The 19514-nt window shown below is 33.4% G+C and carries 18 protein-coding genes and 1 pseudogene; 12 read left to right on the forward strand and 7 right to left on the reverse strand.

Features of this window, described 5'->3' with window-relative positions; genetic code table 11:
* The first annotated feature begins 497 nt into the window (after positions 1–497).
* The 5 genes from BLV40_RS24965 (at position 498) to BLV40_RS24985 (ending at position 2272) form a co-directional block, all read left to right on the forward strand.
* Positions 498–1052, forward strand: coding sequence for a recombinase family protein (locus BLV40_RS24965; RefSeq protein WP_090694944.1), 555 nt, complete (start codon positions 498–500; stop codon positions 1050–1052).
* A gap of 81 nt (positions 1053–1133) precedes the next feature.
* Entirely contained in the window at positions 1134–1373 is a 240-nt protein-coding gene (locus BLV40_RS24970) for a hypothetical protein (RefSeq protein ID WP_090694947.1), read from the forward strand.
* A gap of 21 nt (positions 1374–1394) precedes the next feature.
* On the forward strand, positions 1395–1634 hold the full coding sequence (locus BLV40_RS24975) for a hypothetical protein (RefSeq protein ID WP_090694951.1): 240 nt from the start codon (positions 1395–1397) through the stop codon (positions 1632–1634).
* Positions 1635–1659: 25 nt separating this feature from the next.
* A complete protein-coding gene (locus BLV40_RS24980; protein WP_090694954.1) occupies positions 1660–1896 on the forward strand; it encodes a DUF2187 family protein in 237 nt (78 codons plus the stop codon).
* Between the two features lie 76 nt (positions 1897–1972).
* Positions 1973–2272, forward strand: coding sequence for a hypothetical protein (locus tag BLV40_RS24985; protein WP_090694956.1), 300 nt, complete (start codon positions 1973–1975; stop codon positions 2270–2272).
* 334 nt (positions 2273–2606) lie between these two features.
* Here the strand turns inward: BLV40_RS24985 and BLV40_RS28730 are convergent, their stop codons facing one another.
* From BLV40_RS28730 to BLV40_RS25010, 5 genes are all read right to left on the reverse strand, one after another.
* The gene (locus BLV40_RS28730; protein ID WP_170833709.1) at positions 2607–2765 is read right to left on the reverse strand and encodes a hypothetical protein; all 159 of its coding nucleotides are present in this window, start codon (positions 2763–2765) and stop codon (positions 2607–2609) included.
* Entirely contained in the window at positions 2753–3385 is a 633-nt protein-coding gene (locus BLV40_RS24990) for a class I SAM-dependent methyltransferase (RefSeq protein WP_170833710.1), read from the reverse strand. The genes BLV40_RS28730 and BLV40_RS24990 overlap by 13 nt, the downstream gene beginning before the upstream one ends.
* Positions 3386–3682: 297 nt before the next feature.
* Entirely contained in the window at positions 3683–4201 is a 519-nt protein-coding gene (locus BLV40_RS24995; RefSeq protein ID WP_090694960.1) for an NUDIX domain-containing protein, read from the reverse strand.
* A gap of 315 nt (positions 4202–4516) precedes the next feature.
* A complete protein-coding gene (locus BLV40_RS25005; protein WP_090694964.1) occupies positions 4517–5854 on the reverse strand; it encodes a hypothetical protein in 1338 nt (445 codons plus the stop codon).
* Between the two features lie 239 nt (positions 5855–6093).
* Positions 6094–7389, reverse strand: coding sequence for a hypothetical protein (locus BLV40_RS25010; RefSeq protein ID WP_090694968.1), 1296 nt, complete (start codon positions 7387–7389; stop codon positions 6094–6096).
* A gap of 371 nt (positions 7390–7760) precedes the next feature.
* Between BLV40_RS25010 and BLV40_RS25015 the strand changes: the two are divergent.
* From BLV40_RS25015 to BLV40_RS25040, 6 genes and pseudogenes are all read left to right on the forward strand, one after another.
* A pseudogene (locus tag BLV40_RS25015) lies at positions 7761–8377 on the forward strand (recombinase family protein).
* A 1352-nt stretch (positions 8378–9729) separates the two neighbouring features.
* Positions 9730–10452: a CRISPR-associated endoribonuclease Cas6 gene (gene cas6, locus BLV40_RS25020; RefSeq protein ID WP_244525452.1), complete on the forward strand. Its 723-nt coding sequence runs from the start codon at positions 9730–9732 to the stop codon at positions 10450–10452.
* A complete protein-coding gene (gene cas8a1 / locus BLV40_RS25025) occupies positions 10449–12140 on the forward strand; it encodes a type I-B CRISPR-associated protein Cas8b1/Cst1 (protein WP_090694974.1) in 1692 nt (563 codons plus the stop codon). The genes cas6 and cas8a1 overlap by 4 nt, the downstream gene beginning before the upstream one ends.
* Positions 12140–13057: a type I-B CRISPR-associated protein Cas7/Cst2/DevR gene (cas7i, locus tag BLV40_RS25030; RefSeq protein WP_090694978.1), complete on the forward strand. Its 918-nt coding sequence runs from the start codon at positions 12140–12142 to the stop codon at positions 13055–13057. The genes cas8a1 and cas7i overlap by 1 nt, the downstream gene beginning before the upstream one ends.
* Positions 13047–13718 (forward strand): type I-B CRISPR-associated protein Cas5b, encoded by a 672-nt coding sequence (gene cas5b, locus BLV40_RS25035; protein WP_090694980.1) that lies wholly within the window; start codon positions 13047–13049, stop codon positions 13716–13718. Before cas7i ends, cas5b begins: the two co-directional genes overlap by 11 nt.
* Before the next feature lie 31 nt (positions 13719–13749).
* Positions 13750–15945, forward strand: a complete 2196-nt coding sequence (locus BLV40_RS25040; RefSeq protein WP_090694983.1) for a CRISPR-associated helicase/endonuclease Cas3 — start codon at positions 13750–13752, stop codon at positions 15943–15945.
* 1224 nt (positions 15946–17169) lie between these two features.
* Here the strand turns inward: BLV40_RS25040 and BLV40_RS25045 are convergent.
* On the reverse strand, positions 17170–17499 hold the full coding sequence (locus BLV40_RS25045) for a YolD-like family protein (RefSeq protein ID WP_090694986.1): 330 nt from the start codon (positions 17497–17499) through the stop codon (positions 17170–17172).
* Between the two features lie 12 nt (positions 17500–17511).
* The gene (locus BLV40_RS25050; RefSeq protein ID WP_090694989.1) at positions 17512–18783 is read right to left on the reverse strand and encodes a Y-family DNA polymerase; all 1272 of its coding nucleotides are present in this window, start codon (positions 18781–18783) and stop codon (positions 17512–17514) included.
* Between the two features lie 477 nt (positions 18784–19260).
* Between BLV40_RS25050 and BLV40_RS25055 the strand changes: the two genes are divergently transcribed.
* Positions 19261–19485 (forward strand): helix-turn-helix domain-containing protein, encoded by a 225-nt coding sequence (locus BLV40_RS25055; RefSeq protein ID WP_090694991.1) that lies wholly within the window; start codon positions 19261–19263, stop codon positions 19483–19485.
* Positions 19486–19514 lie beyond the last annotated feature (29 nt).

Here is a 19514-nt window from a genome sequence, read left to right on the forward strand (position 1 = left end):
GCTGATATTTACCAAACGATTTGAATGTCACTTTAGGAGATAATTTGCACTAATTTTAAGTGTTCTTTAGCGTCCTGAGTATACATAATAAAGTTATCTGTCTAGATTTCGTAATTACAGGAGTAAAGGTTATGAAGTTAAGATGTTCATAACTTAACATTTTTAGTTACACTTATTTAATGAACAGATCTTAGGTCTGTTCATTTTGCTTCTCTTCAAGAGAAAAAAGCATCTTTGTAGATGCTTTTTTTATTTTATTTACATAATTAAAAGGTGGTACCGAACAGTCCCTAAAACGATTGTTTTTGGGACATTAGAATACCGAGTGATTTTTGCTATTATTTTGTCGAAAAATTTTCCCAAAACTCATTACAAAAACTATGTCCCTAATACGTACGTTTATGGTACAATATAAACATAAAGAAATAATATTTTTATAAGGTGGCGATGATGAAAAGTTAAAATTTTACTATTTAGCAACAGAGGTGTAGCGGAACATGAAAATAGGATACGCAAGAGTAAGTACACAAGATCAAAACTTAGATATACAAGTAGATGAATTACAAAAAAATGGATGTGAACGTATCTATCAAGAAAAAGTATCGGGTACCAAACAGAATCGACAAGAATTAAAAATAGCTTTAGACATGCTTCGTGAAGGAGACACTTTTATTATTTATAAACTTGATCGCCTAGCTCGATCTGTTAAACAGCTATATGAGATTATGGATATCATCCGCAAAAAAAATGTCCATTTTATTTCCTTGAAAGATAACATTGATACCTCTACAGCTTCAGGAAGAGCTATGTTTGGTATGTTTGCTGTTTTTGCCGAGTTTGAAAGGGATATTATTCATGAAAGAACAGTTGCCGGATTAAATGCAGCAAGAGCAAGAGGAAGACAAGGTGGAAGACCTAAAAAGGATGAAAAGAAAATTCAGCAAGCTATCGAATTATATCAATCTAAAAAATTTACAGTTAAAGAAATCAAGGATATGACTGGTGTTTCCAGTTCCACTCTATATAGGGAAATGAAAAACGAAGAAAAATAACGAAAAAAGCCCTCTTCTCGCCGTCGCAAGCTAAAAAGAGGACTTTTCTCAGATACACTATAAAAGAAAGGTTGATTCTAGATGGCAAATAGCTACCTAAAAACTCCTAACAGCAAGTATATTTTAACACATTTAGCGATAAAAGAAAAAAAGAACGTTACTATAAATAGTGCTTTAAAAAAGCGGTATAACGCCATTTGTGAATGGTTTGGAATAGATAATTGTATTACTTCACAGATTTGGTTCTTTGGTACATTTGGAATATCTATTTTCATGGTTGTTGCTACATATTTAATTGCTGGATTTCTCTATAGATTTTAAAAAATTTGAGGAGGAACAAATATGATAGCACCAAAACCCAAACGTGGTGAATTCTATATTCATAGAAAAGATGGTCGAGTGTATCAGGTATTAGGATATGCAAAGATGTTTGAACAGAATGAACAAGACATCATCATTTTAAAACGTATGAAAGATCGAGTGACCATTACATTAAGTGCTGATCTTTTCATTCTCTATATAAATGCAAATAAGTTCGCAAAAGATAAAGAAATACTCAATAATTTAAAAGTTAATTTATAACATTTCAAATTTGGGAGGTATTTTTATGGAAAAGACTATTTCAGTTTCAACTATTAAAATCGGTGACTATGTACAATTTCCACATCGCAAGAATCCTTCTTTAAAATTAACTGGTTATGTAGTAAATATTTTAACTAATACAATTATCGTAGATATTTCAGAAACAATTCAAAATAATGGTTACAAGGAAATAGATGTTCGTCATGTTGTAAAACATGGCCAATATAAAAAAGTACGTGTTCGTAAAAATCGTGTTTCGTAATTAACATTAAAACATTGTTCCGACCACATGTTATTTTAAAACTTTGTGGTCGGAATATTTAAAAGAAGGTGAAATCTTGAAGGAAAACATCGGTTTTCTAACGTTTAATCGCTCAAAAGAGAAACTATATGTCTATTTAATAAAAGCATTTAGAGAAAATGGAAAAAAGAAAAATATTACATTGTACAAATTCGGAAGGTTAGATATAGCATTGGAGAATATGTATGCTTGGCGAGATGATTTTGAAGCTAAGTTCCCTAAGGAATTATTGAATATGGAATATGACTGGAATGATCTTCACGACTGGATACTTTCTCTTGAAACAGGATATAGCAAAAAGGGACGAAAATTAATTGTAGCTGAGGTTAATGTATAACTAAGGAAGTAAGGATGTAAAAACTGGACGGCTATTAACTTTATATCCTTAATCACTAAAAGGAGTGTTCAACCAATGAAGGGGTTCAACCGAGATACGTGTAAAAACAGGTCATAGGCTTACTTTTATTTCCATGTGCGATTTATAGGGGTCCCGCCAACCAATTCCGATTATCTTAACTCCAAAGTGACAATCATTGTTAAATCAATGGTTGTCACTTTGTTTACATGTATTCAATGTAGCTTTAAGTTGTTTAATTAACTCTGTTCGAGGAAAATTTATACTAATCCGGCTTTATAAACCAAAAACTAGTCAATAACACGAAAATAAAGTGTTAGATTGTTTTTTGGTTTATTGCATTATCGATCCCCGTGAGCGGAACAAAAAAGGTTTGAGTCTCTTTGTCCGGCTGCTTTCGACCAGCTGTCCCGACGGTCGGATTCACATCGGCAAGTTCGTCGGCACACACAGCCCCCGCCATCAGCGGACGCAAGCTGCCATCTCCCAGCAAATTTTCGGCTTCCGGTAGCGGTGCATGTCCGTTTCCGTCAACACGTTGATCGCCCATCCGTCAAACAACCGACGCATATCTGCTTCGTCAAAAAAACGTTTCCGCCGCCCCTCATGCTCGTAATAACGGGGTTCCAATTCGATGCCCTGGCCGGCACCGTAATGAACATCGCACGTGGAATTCAAGCGGGCTAGCAGCAATCCGCCAGTGCCGACAACTCTCGCAATTTCGCTAACAATAGAAACAGTATCGTCCCAGTGAAAATAATGCAGGGACAAATCCGCGACAACCGCCCTCGCGCTACCATCCGGAAACGGCAATCCTCCTGTCATATCGAATAGGTTTGTTTCAACGCCTGGCACATATTTGCGTATAATCGCCAACGACTCAGAGGAGAAGTCGCAGGCGATGACCCGATAACCTCGTTCTGTTAAAAACAAAGAGTCGCTGCCATATCCGCAGCCAAGATCAATGACCGGTCCATCTTGGGCCAATTCTAGCATCGGCTCGTATTTTTCCAGCCAAAAATCTACTTGCGGCTTGCCGAGATTCACATCGGCAAACACCTCGTTCCAATGTTCAGCTTCTGAACGTCTCGTCATGGTCAGAACCTCACTTTCTGCGGAGAAGAGCGTAATAATTAGATGCTTGCTATCATTTTGACAAAAGGAACGCTTCCTTTCTAGATCGCACATACCTGTCCGTTAGCTTAATGCCTCCCGGTCAGTCTAAGACTTTATTTCCTTAAAGGGGTCTCACCAACATTTCCCAATTTTTTAATTTCGATGTAAAAACTAGTGGAATATCAATGGTTCTCACATCGTTTCCATGTATTTAAAGTAAAATTGGTTTTAAATAAAGATTAATCTTTTATGCTGTATTATTGAGTTATCGCCCCATTAATTGAAAATAGGCATTTCCCAATCCTCTAAAATTGCCCAAGTAATTGCTGATTTTCCTTTTAGAGATTTCATTGAACCTACATATATATTTTCATTTGATTCACGTAAATGATTGTAATGTTTCGCTATTTCAATTGTTGTTGCTGAAACATTTTGGGCGGCAATATCTTCAATTTTCACCCATTTTAAAGACCCTTCATCACTTTCAATTAAAGTAGAATTTTTAGAAACAGTACCAAAGAACACATATTGTATTCGGATTTCTTGATTTTCTTTTGACCTAAGTACAACATATCTAAGTGTTAAATTATTTATGTAATCGCTCTTTAAACCTGTTTCTTCTTCTATTTCTCTTAAACATGCCTTGTGGGGTTCATTGATTTCATCGCCCTCAATATGTCCTCCTATTGGGACTAAAAATCCTGCAAGGAATGTATCCTTTGGTTTCTTTTGAAGAAATAATACTTCTTGTTTTTCATTTAAAAGAAAAGCAACAGCCATTTGTCTAAGTTTCAAAACCTCAACCTCCTAATCTAATAGAATACAGTTTGTATTTTTTATTATAGTCCTTCTTTAACAAACTTGCATACGTTAGTATAATAAGCAAAAACGAAACTATTTATATAAATGTCATGAATGATATTCCAGTAAATTCTTATTTTAATCTCAAAATTTTTCGTAGACTATACCACGTAATTTTAATAATTCATCTTTTAGACGTTTGTTTTCTTCTTCAAGTTTTTTAATTCGGCTATTTTTAGCTGCGATTATACATAGTAAGGGGTCGGGAGTGTTATTGCCGTTTCTGTTCTGTTACTACACACCCCCCTATTAATTCTCATGTGAAACAACTTCTACTGGATTTTCTTCAAAAAATTCCGTTAGAGTGATACCATTATCTGCTGCTATTTTTCTGAATTCAGATATAAACTTTGGATTTTCTTGAATATAATTTTTCATCATTTCGAAAAATCTTCCATATTTATATCCATCAAACAATTTATTTAATTCTTCTACAACTAAAACATCAAGCGACTCATTATCAAAGTAATATATTATCCTATTTGCTACTTCATTAGAAAATTGATACCCACCAGGCTGATTTAAATTTCCACTTTCAAATATATGCTTCTTAATAGTTTTTAAAAATCCATAACACTTTAACACTTTAGTTTGCTCTGGTTCAGGGTTACTCCAATTGAGAAAATTGTTATAAATTTTATTAATAAACGGCTCGATTTCTTCAGGAGGAATCCATTCATTTCTTAATACAATCGAAATTAATTCCCAATATGTATCAGCAAAGAAATTTATACGTCCAAACAGCAATTTTTTCCAAAAAATGCGAATTAAGGACTCGTTACTAGAAAACTCGTTAAGTTTATCTGGAAATAAAGCTATAAATACTGAAAAATAGTCATGATCAGATTCTATAAACTCTAAGAAAGATTTATTTATTTTACTATCAGTAGAATAAGCGATTGCTTTCCAAAATAAATATGCAGATTTATCAGGAATAAGTTCGTTTATTTCTACGTATTTCTCATATATTTCTTTTAACAATTCAGGTATTTCATGTGGTTTTACTACTAAAGGAATATCTTTAATTAGATAAGTACAATCTGAATATGGTTTCGTATAAACTGGATCAAAGTGTTTTTTTATTTTATCCAGAAGTGCTTCTTTCCCGCCATTTACAACGAATTTAGCCAGATTTGATTGAAGAAAAAGCCAAAACGTCTCAACTTGGCTATAGTTAATAATAGTCTCTTTAGCATGAGCACATTCATTTCTCTTTTTCCGCCAATAGGGTATTTCTTCCATTAAGTCATTATTGATTAAATAAACTTTATTTCTTGGTACTTCTTTAGAAACCTGTTTCTGTTTCTTTTTCTCTTTTTCTTGAGTAGTTTTCAAAACAATTTCTTCCCAAATTTTATCATCTCGTAAATCGTTTTTAATTTTCATCCAATCTTCTTGATGAATTAAATCTGGTTTATCACTTTTAAGCAATCTATCTCGTAATGCTTTCATAAATCCTAGATAAGACATTAAAAAAGATGCGCGATAAGCACCAACTCTAAAACACTGTATGGATTCTTCAAATAATATTAACGCATCCTCTGAAATATTTTGTTCTTTAATCCAAGTTTCAAAATACAATTGCATATAAATAACTCCTTATATTAAATTTTATGTACTATATAGAATTACAAAATAAAGGTATCGTAATAAGGTAAATTCTAGCAGTACTCCACCATAATAAAAACCCCCTAAATAGGAGGTTCATTAAATTCATATATAAGTAGTCCAATAACTACTGTGAAGTTTTACGTAATGATTAGTTAAGATAATTCCGAAATATTGGCGGTACTCCTAATAGTTTAGACTTGAGAAGGATTGATATTTCAATCATCGATAAGGACGGATGAGTTTTCTATAATGCATTCAGCTATTGCTTTAATGAGATTAATTTCTTTTTCTAACGCAGTTTTATGCAAATATGGATGATATGTCATATCTTTTTTTGAACTTTTACTATGAATTAGAGAATTGCGTGTTTTATATATCCTATTTGAAATATCCTTTAATATTTTATCTTTATCATTACCCCAATTTATAATATTCCCTTTTGAAAATGAGACAGTATTATTTTGATAAAAATTAAGTTCTTCATTACTTATTCTTTGCTTGAAATCATCTAAATCACTAATATATTTATTTAAAACGTAATTTAGTGATTGATGCTCGTTTCCACTTCCATTTTCCCTAACAGACTTATTGTCTTTTAGTATTTTCTCAATTATGCTAAACAATTGTTCATCATCTCTATAATTAAACCTTGGACCTGTAATGCTTGTTTTTAAGGTATTTATCTGCTGTTCCCTATATACTTCATCAAAAAAGTACTCAATTATATGATAATAAGAGATAAATGAAACAAATGGATCTTCAGATGACACTGCTAAATTATAATAGTCAATTAAATTAGGATTATATTTTCTTTTCGGAGCTTGGAAATCATGATTCGTCTCTCGTTGTCTTATATTTGAGATACCCATAGCTTCTTCGACACTATATATTTTAATTGGAATATTCATGTTACACATATATGTATAACTAAATGAGTCTATCGCTTCTTTTAAATTAATTCTCGAAGTCTCTAACTTAGTTATTTTTAGAGTCCCACAATCTACTACCTTACGCATTATATCTAATAATGAGATTTCCTCAACAGTATTCGAGATTCCGAATCTATGTCCCCCTCTTAACAATGATCTACTCCTATTAGATAGAAGTATAAAAGTTCTTTCCTTCCTTATTTGCTCTTCTATATTAGGAAACTTCTCAAATATTTTTTTAAATAGCCAAACTATGTAATGTTCTGAAATTTCTTTCCCCATCTCATACTTAATTTGATTATTGTCATCTTCAATTATTTTAGGTGTTCTCTCATCTCGATAGCTACGGAATATACGATCCATTAACACTGCAACCTCTGCTACGTCATTAGTCTCGTGGTCTTTGTAATATATTGTGAATTCATCTTCTGTTATAGTTGTAATTTCATTAAATATGTCTAGAATTCTATCAGCATCTGTCACAATTATTGGATGTGGTGTTCCTGTTGTCTGTAATACATTCTCTGTCCTAAGAAGCTTAAACAAAGTAATTAAATTTTCTATAAAGGCATTACCAGTCATATGCATTTTCCTTTCAAGTTAAAGAGTTCAGCAATTATTCGAAACGTTCAAATTATACTCTAACATAGTTCATAGTTTTCTAATACCGAATTTCTAGAAGTCTATCCAGCTTATTAGACGAGTGAATCCTTCGAAATTCCACTCATATATCTAATCGTTCTAAAAGGTACACCTTTTGGTTCACTTTTCATTATTATGTATTTTAATATCTAGTGAGTCCTTGGTGTGTCTATAAAAGTATACCTTTACAGATACATAGGAAACCATAGAAAACCACGTCTATAAATATCCGTTTCTCATTTTACAGACATCAGTTTATTCTATACACCTTTACAGACCTAATTGTTATAATTATCAATTAGGTGTATCATATGAAACATAAAAAATTTGGATATGTGCGAGTTTCGAGTAAAGATCAAAACGAAGAACGGCAAATTCAGAATATGAAGAATTTAGGGATAGAAGAACGGGATATTTTCATAGATGAAGAATCTAGAAAAATATGGAGCGAGAGAATTATCAAATGCTAAAACGTCTTGTTCGTACAGGAGATACCATTGTGTTTGATTCCTTGACAAGACTTGGAAAAAATATGAATGATACATTAGAAGAATTTAGATATTACGAAAAACATAAAGTAAATTTACAATTTATAAAGGAACCATACATTAACGTCAATTACACTGGAGAAAGTACAAATGATGTTATTCAGAGCGCAATTCAAAAAGCAACACTGACAATATTATCTGCCTTTGCAGAAAAAGAGCGCATTGATATTAAACAACGTCAAGCTGAAGGAATTGCTCTTGCCAGAAAACAAGGGAAACGTTTAGGACGTCCGCCTGTCGAAATAACAGAAGAATTCACGGATGCTTACAAGGAATGGAAATCCGGTTCAATTACAGCAGTAGGAGCCATGAACAAGTATGGCATCAAACGTTCTTCATTTTATAAACTCGCTAAACAGTATGAAGAAAAAATAAAATAATAATTTGTCATATTAACATTATCTTAAAAGGAACTTGTAGTGATTGCTACAAGTTCCTTTTGTTTTACTCTGGTTGTGGTTTTTGCTCTTGTTGGTTTATATCCCATATAGTTCTGATAAAACGAATAACGTTACTAAAACAATAAATGATTTAATGGATTTTATATCCCACTACGTTTAGATAAAACTATTTGTACAATCCTCCTTAGCCGATGCTCCATATACTTTATATCCCACATTGTTTAGATAAAACATGGGCATCCATGAAAAAAGCATGGTACTGATACGAATTTATATCCCATGTAGTTCTGATAAAACATCACCATTATTACTCAACTCGAAGAACGTAATTCTATTTATATCCCACTTAGTTCTGATAAAACTACTCCTAAAACAATTGGTCCAAAATATGCTCCGATTTTTACATCCCACATAGTTTAAATAAAACGATTAAAAATCCAAATGTTTTAATTGCGGGTATCCCATTTATATCCCACATTGTTCTGATAAAACTCCGTCACTGTCCTGTGTAATGTACATACCATATAGTTCTGATAAAACTATTACCTATTACCTCAAGCAATTGCTTATTTTAAATTATTTAAATCCCACATAGTTGAGATAAAACTTAGTTTAAACGCATTGGGTAAAGAGTTAGGAGTAACCTTTATATCCCATGTAGTTCAGATAAAACAAAAATACTTTCCTATCTTTCGAGCGACAGCATATTTTATATCTCACACTGTTCAGATAAAACCACGAATAAATTCATCGAATATGATTGTCTCAACGTTCTTTATATCCCATATAGTTTAGATAAAACAGTGAACGCAACAAAAACCTTCACAGTGCTATGGTAATTTATATCCCACTTAGTTCTGATAAAACCATGCGCTCATAGATAGCAACTTCATTATCCCAATAATTTATATCCCACATAGTTGAGATAAAACTGAATTAGATCAGCAATGCAATCGTCTATTGAACTTATTTATATCCCACATAGTTGAGATAAAACCCCTATCTATATACGGATGATACACCTTATGATAGCAACATTTTACCATGTGTATCAATCCGTATTTTGCAGCAAACCATTGATTGTGTTTTTGTATTCTCTTACAACATGCTGAAAGACCTCGTCATATCAAGGTTTTCTTCTTGTTTGGAAAAAACAAGGTTCACTGCAAAATTACGGAATTACTGCATGATTTTTATCTTTGTTATATGGAATCAAGAAAAATCCTTTCCTTGAACAGAAAGTTTTCCATTTATTTCTACAGATTTATTGAATCTTAATTTTTGAATACATTATAATAATCTTATATTAATACTAAAGATTAAGGAGGGAAATGATGAGATTGAAAGTAAGCTTTACTTGCAAAGTAATTCCTCTCTCGTATCGTTTTATGTTTGTGAGTTTTATCAAAGAAGCTCTAAAAACATCAAACGCAGTATATGCAGAGAATCTATATATCTTTGAGAATAAACCGAATAAAAAAAGCAAGAATTTTACGTTTTCCGTTTATCTTAAAGACTATGTTTTAGAAAATGATGAATTCCTCCTTCAGAACGGATTGGACTGGATTATTAGTTCACCTGATCCTGAATTCATTTCTTACTTAGTGGATGGTTTAAACGAAATTAAAGAGTTTCGGTACAAAGGATACAAACTACAGAAGAAGAACATATCTATACTACCGGAAGTCAAAGTGAAAAGTGATACGGTAGTATTCCGCACCCTTTCCCCTATTTTTATTAAAGACCGAGATGGGAAACCTCTTGCTCCAACAGAAGAAGGTTATGAAGAGAATTTCAATTATATTTGTGATATGACTTTGCGTAATTATCATGGAAATGGCTTGAAAAAACCTTTGCAATTTATACCTATGAATTTAACAAAACAAGTTGTAAAAGAAAAATTTGATAATACCCCTAATCACCAGCACTTTGAAGCTTATAAAGGAACATTCTTGTTAAAAGGAGACCAAGAAGATTTAGAAATCCTTCGTCAAATTGGTACATCCTTCAAAAAGTCACAAGGGTACGGCTGCGTGTCCGTGGAGTACCAATGATTCGATTATATTTAGAAGATTGGGCTACGAACACTGGTATTTTGGGGTTTTATCGTATTTTAGAGCATGCTGAAACAGATTTATTTGAAACCGAAGAGACCTATCTAGATTTTGATCCAAAATTGCTTCACGACTTTCCAAAATGGTTTTTCAATTATGCTTTTGATATATTTTCTGTTGCAAATGAAAAAGCAAATAAGATGAATACTTATCTAACATACGCTACATCCAATTTTAAACGTTCTAAAGACTCTATCTTTACTGATATTAAAGGTACAGAAAATAAGTTGAATAAGCGTTTGCCAATTGAAGGTGGAGCTTTAAAAGAACTGTTTAGCAGAAAAAAAGATGTATCAACTATTGAAGAATTAAAAACAATCACAAAAGATTACCTGAAGTTGTTAAAGCAAGAACAGGTAAATGAGGTACTAACATTAAATATGATTCGGTTTCGTTTAGGAGAACTGCATGGGCAAACAAGTTTTTTACAAAGATCACGCAGTACCCTGAATCTTTCAGAGCATGAAGAATTTCTTGCAAGAGACTTTGTTCAACCTATTTTACTAGAACAAGAGATTCTTGCCGTTCTTCGTTCTTCTAACAGCACTAACGAAGCAATAGAAGGCTTAAACAAAGTGATACAGCAATCTGATGATGAAAATTTTAAAAAGTTAGCGAAACAAACAATAACGAAACTAAAGAAGGATGAATTACTGTATTGTCCTGTTATCGAAGGGCAGTTTGCTCTTACTGATTACACGGAAGCGGTATTTCTCCCGAATGCAGTCAGCTTAGCAAATGCAACGAATTACACGTGGAATAATCAAAAAACGTTTCCTATATCCAATCTGTATCGGTTGATTATGTTTTGTTCTTTTTTTGGACTTTACAAAGACGGAGAAACCTATTCATTTATTCAAACTGATGAGGATTTCGATGCACTAGCGGAAGTGAATGATTTATTTGTCACCAATAAAAAGCAAAACAACCCTTTTGAAGTGTTTTTATACGACACACTAAAGGAAGCCAAAGATAAAGCAAATTGGATCTCTAAAAATATGCTTATTGTCGAATTCGAAAATAGTGGAAAAAAGACGACTCTTACACAGAATTTTTTATCAGAACATGCCATTCAATACCTTCAAGAGCGTGGAGGAAAAGAGCTCGATCATATTAAATATCCACCGTTTCGGAACGTAATCCTACGTAAATTATTAAATGGGGAGCATTTTTTTCGTGATATCACTAACCAATTGAGGAAAAACGTAGATAACAATTATTCCAGTTATGATACATATGCAGCCACTTTGGCTATGTTTCATTTAAATAGAATAAAGGAGTGTTATGGCATGTCTAACGAAACTCGAGAAGCGCAATATGAATCTATGCAAAAGAGAATCCATTATGCGCTAATGGATGGACGCGAAGTACGTAGAAGACTGACTGAACGTGGAATGGAGAATAAGATTCCAGGCATTACTTACCGTCTGTTAAATGCCTTAACTACTAATAACCGTCAACAATTCTTTGAAACATTATTCCGCACCTTTTTATTAGTGGAAAAGAACACTTCCATGTATGTGGATGCTACAAGGGAACATAGTAATGAATTTGAAGGTATTGCAAGTGCTTTACTATCCGGATTAAATGACAAACCCTATAAAAAAGAAGTGGAGGAAACGAACTAATGGCTGGATTAACATTAACGATCGTGTTTCAAGGAGATTCATTAAATTATGGAGAAGGAATCGGTAACGTCTCCGAATTAAAGAAATTTAATCGAGGAAATGGAGATATTCATACATTTGCTTCACGGCAAGCTATTCGATATGATATGGTTCGTTTAGGGGCCGAGCGCTATGGTTGGAACTTAGATACAGTCGGCCGTGACAAAGGTGAAGGGGACGGAAAAAGCAAAAGCGTAGTTCAATATTCTCCCAGTGCTACCATTCAAGAGTCAGAAGAAATGGATTTATTTGGTTACATGAAAACTGTAAAAGGTGACATGGGGAACAAACGCCCAGCTAGCGTTCGTTTGTCTCATGCTGTTTCTCTTGAACCGTACCGGGGAGACTTAGAATTCTTAACAAATTTAGGTCATGCTTCACGTATCAAAGAAAACCCAAATATCGCAACACTTGAGAGACATACAAGTTTATATTCATATACCATTACTATTGATTTAGATAGAATTGGGGTAGATGGAGAAATTGAATTACCACGTGAAGAAAAGGCAAGACGAATCAAAGAATTCTTAGAAATTGTATTTTCCTTAAATCGTAATATCCGAGGGCGACAAGAAGATTTATCCCCATTGTTTGTAATTGGTGGTCTGTATGCTATTAATCAACCATATTTCTTAGGACGCACACAATTAGTTCCGACAAAACGTGAATACCGTTTAAATTCTATTATGCTACAAGAAATTTTAGAACGTCGCAGTATGGGCCAGACTGTACAAGAACAAACGCATGTTGGTCTGTTATCTGGTATTTTCGTGAATGAAGGGGAGTTACGAAATCTTGTTTCAAGCGACTCAACCCATACAATTCAAGGTATGCTAGATTATCTATTACAACAAGTGGAGAATTATTATGTCGGCTAATTCAGCGTTACGAGTAAAGTTGTACCAACAAACTGCTTGTTACAAGAAACCAATGGCACAAAAAGCAAAGGAAACCTATCCTCTTCCACCGTATAGTACAGTGAAGGGGTTCCTTCACTATGTATTAGGTGCAAATGAATTAATTCCAATGGAAATCAGCATCCAAGGTACTCACGAGGGAAAGCTGTTTGATTTGCAAACACACCATTTTTACAAGTCAAAAGAAGTTACAACAATGCCCATGCATGTTCATATGTTGAAAGAAATCTCTCTTATTTTCCATGTACGTGCTGAACAAGGTGTATTGGAACAATTACAAACAGCATTAGAAAATATCAATGAAGCACCAAGCCTTGGTCGACGTGAAGATTTAGCGGTCATTGAAGACGTGAAATTGGTAACGTTGAATGAAAGGCATACAAAAGAAATCATTACACTAAAAAATGATCTCTATATACCACGTCATTGCATTGTTGATCGCCTTGACTATATGAATTACAAAGGGATTTCATATCGTTTAAATACAGTATATCAAGTGAAACAAGGAATTCGTACTTGGGAGACAGTTCAAACTCAATACTTCCGCAAAGGAGAAGGATTAAATTCACCTCAGTATATGGAAGATGAAAATGGCCATATTGTATTTTTCCATGCCTTATGAGTAGGCATGGATTTTTTTCAGGAGGAGAAACATGGAAGATTTCATTTACGCAAAGTGGGATCAACAAACAGGGGAATTTGAAACATTACAAGAACACACAGGACGGGTATTAGAAAATTTATCTTTACTAAAACACTCGTATGGATCTCTGTTGTCAGAAGAGATTTGGCAACTTGCACAAGTAGCTGCCCAGTATCACGATGCGGGAAAGATTTATGAGGGATTTCAACAATTTATTAAACTTAATATGGGGTTATCTCCTTTAACAAAGCAAGAAATTGAAAAAAAATATCCTAATGTTCCTCATGCTTTTATTTCCTTACTTTGTGTTCCATTTTTAGAATTACATTATTCCAAAAGTACAGAACGGGTTGTGAAAGAGGCAATTGCACATCATCATGTACGAAACGTAATGTTTGATGCCCAAATACTGAATACAGTTTTACCAGATTTAAAAGGGAAAATAGACCGTTTGGAGCAAGAATTGTGCTGTTCTGTTAATAAAGATCTTGATACTACAACTATAGGTTGGAAGCCAATTAAGAAAAAAGATAAAGAATATCCTCTTCTTGTGCTTGTAAAGGGACTTTTAAATCGTGTAGATCATGCGGCTTCTGCAGGAGAACTTGTGGAATATCATGCAGACAAAGGAATTGGGACTTATGTCGATGAATTCCTAAAAAAGAATGGTCATAAACCACGCAATCTACAACTCTTTTCTTACGAGAATCGAAACAAGAATATTGTGGCTGTTGCACAAACTGGTATGGGAAAAACAGAAGCTTCTTTATTTTGGATTGATGAAGCTAAAGGTTTTATTACACTCCCTATCCGTGTAAGTTTAAATGCCTTGTATGAGCGTATAACAAATGGAATGGGATATGTAGATGAAGAGGGGCAAGCGATTGCTGGGTTGCTACACAGTGGTAGCGTGGATTTTCTACAGACATTAAACAATGATTACGAAACCAATGAGCTTATCTATGAACAGTCTCGTTTATTAAGTAAAAAGTTAACATTTAGCACAATTGATCAAATTTTGAAGTTTCCATTTTTATTTCGAGGATATGAGAAATACTTGGCCACAATGGCGTACTCTAAGATAGTTTTAGATGAAATACAAGGTTATTCTCCGAAAATCTTAGCTGTTTTACTCAAAGCATTGGAAATGATTCACCAGATAGGCGGCAAATTTATGATTATGACCGCCACACTTCCTACTGTTTTTATGGAAACAATGGAGAAACGAGGCAAGATCAGGGTAAGTGATTTTGTAAAAGAGGAATTCTATAATGACTTAATTCGTCACCGCATATCTATACGCAAATCAAAGATCGATGAGGATTTAGAACATATTCGTGAAGCTGGACGAAATAAACGTGTATTAATTATAGCTAATACCGTAAAAGAAGCGAAACGTATATATGGGTTGTTTAATAATGAAAATGTAAGGCTGTTACATACGCAATTTATTCAAAAGGATCGTGCCATTTTAGAAGAAGAAATTAAGAAATTTGCACCAAATGATAAAAACTGTGAAAAACAAAGTGGCATTTGGATTGCCACACAGCTTGTAGAAGCTTCATTAGATATTGATTTTGATTTGTTATTTACTGAAATCTCTACATTAGATAGCCTATTCCAGCGTTTAGGTCGTTGTTATCGCGGGAGAGAGTATAAGGAGACAGAACCTAATGTTTTTGTTTATGCAAAAGCAGAAGGGATAGGGACCGTTTATGATGAGACTATTGTAAATAATGGTTTAAAACTTTTAGAACCTTTTAATGAACAAAAACTGCATGAAAAAACAAAAATGGAGCTTGTCGAAACATTATATAAAACAGAAAATCTAAGTAAAAAATACTTAGACGAATTCTATCAAGCTTTAAAGATATTAGATAAACTTCCACTAAACGATATGGGAAATACAGAAGCACAAAGGTTGTTGCGTGATATTGATAATTATCAAGTTATTCCTTGGTCTATATATGTAGAGAATCATGAGCTATTTACTACATTTAAACAGGAAAAAGATTCGAAACAGCGAAAAGTATTACGAATGCAAATCGAAAAGCTTACAACCTCTATTTCTAGAAAACAGGTTCAACGATACGGAATCGAAACAAAGGAAATTGATATTCCCGGACTTCAATACATTCACACTTTAAATTGTAAGTACGATTTTGATAAAGAAAAGATAACAGGAACAGGAATTGTACTTCCGTAATTTTGCATTAAACCTCGTTTTTGCCAAACAGGCAGGAAACCTTACTATGACAAGGTCTTTCAGCATGTTGTAAGAGAATACAAAAGCACAATCAATGGTTTGCTGCAAAATACGGATTGATACACATGGTAAAATGTTGCTATCATAAGATGTATCATCCGTATCTAGATAGGGTTTTATCTGAACAATGTGGGATATAAAGTGTATAAATTTAGCCATGGTTGGATGCGCTTCGTTAGTTTTATTTGCACTATGTGGGATATAAAGAACAATGCAGAATTGCAGGGTGATGGAGATAAAGTGTTTTATCTGAACTAAGTGGGATATAAAGGTATCCTGTTGCGGACTTTCTATAGTACTTGTAGTTGTTTTATCAGAACTATATGGGATATAAAGTAACCTATGTCACCTACGATTTTCTCTACATTAAACATTTTATCTGAACTATATGGGATATAAAGTATAAACTCCAATACCCATTTTGATGGTTAATTACTGTTTTATCTGCACTATATGGGATATAAAGCGCATAGACTGGGCTATGATGGAGAAGTACTCTGGTTTTATCTAAACCATGTGGGATATAAAGGTGTGAATAGTTGTATAGGGAATATCTGATTCGTTCGTTTTATCTAACTGTAGAGGGATATAAAATATTGTTACGCGATTTAACTTATGTTGACAAAGTGGTTTATCTGCACTATGCGGGATATAAAGAGACTACGAATGTGCATACTAACAAGCATTTCGAGGGTTTTATCTGAACTTTGTGGGATATAAATCAAGCCAATGCAACTGAGATTATGTTGAAAACGTTCGTTTTATCAGAACTATGTGGGATATAAAGGGTAAAAACTCATAGAAGTAAGCAAGCTGTTCCCTGGTTTTTCTCGTATTAAAATCATAACAGAGTTTTATCTAAACTATTTGGGATATAAAGTACCATAGCACTGTAAATGTCTTTGTCGCGTTCATTATTTTATCTGAACTAAGTGGGATGTAAAGAATTAGTGATAACCTAATAGGGTTGCTTCTTGACCGTTTTATCTAACCGTAGTGGGATATATTCCAATAGGTAATTCTGTTAATACAAAATGATGGCATACAATTTATGCAGCATCCTTCATTAATAACATATCTCATCATTGAGTTGATAAAGTACATTGCAAAAATTTGTAATGAAACAATTGAAATAGAGTTCTGTTAATACAGAACTCTCTCTATTTATGTATATTTAATATCCATTACATGACTAATGTTTATATATAATACCTTCTCTTTTTGGTTAATGATTCTTAACTCATTTCGAGTCATATCATAAAAATGAATATAACCAATTTCTGAGTGCAATTTGTGCTGTTTATGGTATGAAATATATACTTGCCTATTTTCAGCGATTGCTTCACAGACTATAAAATTCAAATGTTCGAATTGCTGTTCATCTAAATTTGGCATTGGAACATGATTTTGTTTTTCATACAATTCATTTAATCCTTCAAATTGTTCTTTTATTGCTGAGAACGGCATCCAACGCATCATACCTCTGTCCATGATATATATTCCTCCTTATGCCTTATGTCCACCAATTTTATTATTTCGATCACGTTGTGTAGCTCCTTGAATATAGCTAATACCACGCATAATTGAATTTTTACCATACCTATGCCGGATTCCGTCCATTGTCTTTGCTAATTTCCTTTGAGTATCTTTTTTTGAAGTATCTTCAAACAACGACATTTGAATTGCATCATCCCTAGTCAAATTCTTTAGTGTTATATGTATTTGTCGCACTGGATGACCCGAATGGAATCTTCTTAATAGTTGTAAAGATGCCTCATAGACATCTTCTGTTAAGCATGTCGGCTGATCTAATGTAATTGATCGCTTAAACCCTCCACCGATGTACTTACTGTAACCTATAGCAAGTTCAATCGTCCTACAACATTTATCCATAGATCGTAGGCGAAAACAAGTCTCCTCAATTTGTTCTAAAAGTAGTAATTTTAATTTATTAAGACTAAAGCAATCCTCTAATAAGATTTGTCCTTTTGTTATGGAAGTACTTTTAGGTATGTATTTATTAGCAATACGGCTTTCATCGATACCAAATGAATAACGATGTAACTCTTCACCTTTTACCTTTCCAAATCGCTTGATTAAACGCTCTTTGGGCGTGTTTGCAACATCCTGTAAGGAAAACAGTCCCATGCCATGTAAAGCTTCCTGAGTAGCTGATCCGATTCCCCATACTTTTTGAAGCGGCTTGATTTTCCATAATTTCTTTGAAACATCTTCGTATGTCCACAATGAAATTCTAGAGCTGGAATGCTTACTTTCCACATCTAGGGCAACTTTTGACAGAAACAAATTCGGCCCAATTCCGATGGATGCGGTTATGCCAGTAGTATCATATATCTCTCTTTGAATCCTTTTGGCAATTACAATGGGATCACGTCCGAAAAGGTGCGCTGTTTGTTGCACGTCTAGAAAGCATTCATCTATTGAATAAACGTGTAGATCTTCTAATGCTACATACCTTGTATATATTTCAGTAATTTGATTAGAAATTTCAACGAATCTCCCCATCGTTGCATTTACGATAATTATATTTGGGTCTCTTGGTATTTCGTATAACCTAGTTGCTGTAGAAATGCCCAGTTTTTTCAGTTCGGGAGTACAAGCAAGCACAATAGATCCATTTCGATTTAGGTCTCCAACAACAGCCAGCTTCACTTTCAATGGATCTAGCCCTCGCATCACACAAGCACAACTGGCGAAAAATGAACAAAGATCGATACAGAATATCATTCGATTCATGCATTTTGAGTAATCGAACATCATTTCACCCTCCAAAAACAGAACATTTGTTCCTATTATAAACCTTGTTTTTTGGTTTATACAATCTTTTTTTTATAATTTTTAATATCAATGTGGTACGTGAAATTATATATAGTTCTTCAAAATTTGACCACTGAACAATTTAGTATTTCTAAACTTATTAAACTCATTTTCATTTCTTTATAAATTAAGAAAAGCTCAAGCCCTTGTGTACCAACGGATTTAAGCTTTTTATTTTATAGGAATGCTCGTTGCAACAAGATGCAATTATATTTCAGCGTATTCGCATCTTGTAGCTATTATTATGTATGCTATATTCCACAAAATAATTACAAAAAATCTCTTATTCTCCTTATCTATTTTTATTCTATGCACCATAGGGAAGACGTATGCACCATTCAAGGTGAATGTGTATAAATTTAATTGAAAGTGCCCAAAATAAAAGTTAAATAGGGTATGAGAAAGGAAGGCACTTTCATGAAAGGAAATAAAAAAAATCGTACGAAATTAGGAAAATGGTTAGACCGTAACGGCATAGAGCAACAGGAATTAGAACAAGAAACTGGTGTTAGTCGTAATACAATTTCAAGATTATGTAATAATAAATCTCACACACCAAGTTTACCAGTTATTCAAAAAATCCTTCGAGCAATTAAAAAGGTAGACAGAAGTGCCAAAATAACTGACTTTTGGGACATGTAAAAAGCACAAGGATAATAATTCACCTTGTG

The sequence above is a fragment of the Bacillus sp. 166amftsu genome (genome assembly GCF_900107445.1).
GTDB classification, from domain to species: domain Bacteria; phylum Bacillota; class Bacilli; order Bacillales; family Bacillaceae_G; genus Bacillus_A; species Bacillus_A arachidis.

Excerpts from the sequence above, each read along its gene's own strand:
- cas8a1 (WP_090694974.1), top strand. The coding sequence starts at position 10,449 with ATGATTCGATTATATTTAGAAGATTGGGCTACGAACACTGGTATTTTG.
- cas7i (WP_090694978.1), top strand. The coding sequence starts at position 12,140 with ATGGCTGGATTAACATTAACGATCGTGTTTCAAGGAGATTCATTAAAT.
- BLV40_RS25055 (WP_090694991.1), top strand. The coding sequence starts at position 19,261 with ATGAAAGGAAATAAAAAAAATCGTACGAAATTAGGAAAATGGTTAGAC.
- cas6 (WP_244525452.1), top strand. The coding sequence starts at position 9,730 with ATGATGAGATTGAAAGTAAGCTTTACTTGCAAAGTAATTCCTCTCTCG.
- BLV40_RS25050 (WP_090694989.1), bottom strand. The coding sequence starts at position 18,783 with ATGTTCGATTACTCAAAATGCATGAATCGAATGATATTCTGTATCGAT.
- BLV40_RS24970 (WP_090694947.1), top strand. The coding sequence starts at position 1,134 with ATGGCAAATAGCTACCTAAAAACTCCTAACAGCAAGTATATTTTAACA.
- BLV40_RS24975 (WP_090694951.1), top strand. The coding sequence starts at position 1,395 with ATGATAGCACCAAAACCCAAACGTGGTGAATTCTATATTCATAGAAAA.
- BLV40_RS25005 (WP_090694964.1), bottom strand. The coding sequence starts at position 5,854 with ATGCAATTGTATTTTGAAACTTGGATTAAAGAACAAAATATTTCAGAG.
- BLV40_RS24990 (WP_170833710.1), bottom strand. The coding sequence starts at position 3,385 with ATGACGAGACGTTCAGAAGCTGAACATTGGAACGAGGTGTTTGCCGAT.
- BLV40_RS25040 (WP_090694983.1), top strand. The coding sequence starts at position 13,750 with ATGGAAGATTTCATTTACGCAAAGTGGGATCAACAAACAGGGGAATTT.
- BLV40_RS24965 (WP_090694944.1), top strand. The coding sequence starts at position 498 with ATGAAAATAGGATACGCAAGAGTAAGTACACAAGATCAAAACTTAGAT.
- BLV40_RS25010 (WP_090694968.1), bottom strand. The coding sequence starts at position 7,389 with ATGACTGGTAATGCCTTTATAGAAAATTTAATTACTTTGTTTAAGCTT.
- BLV40_RS24980 (WP_090694954.1), top strand. The coding sequence starts at position 1,660 with ATGGAAAAGACTATTTCAGTTTCAACTATTAAAATCGGTGACTATGTA.
- cas5b (WP_090694980.1), top strand. The coding sequence starts at position 13,047 with ATGTCGGCTAATTCAGCGTTACGAGTAAAGTTGTACCAACAAACTGCT.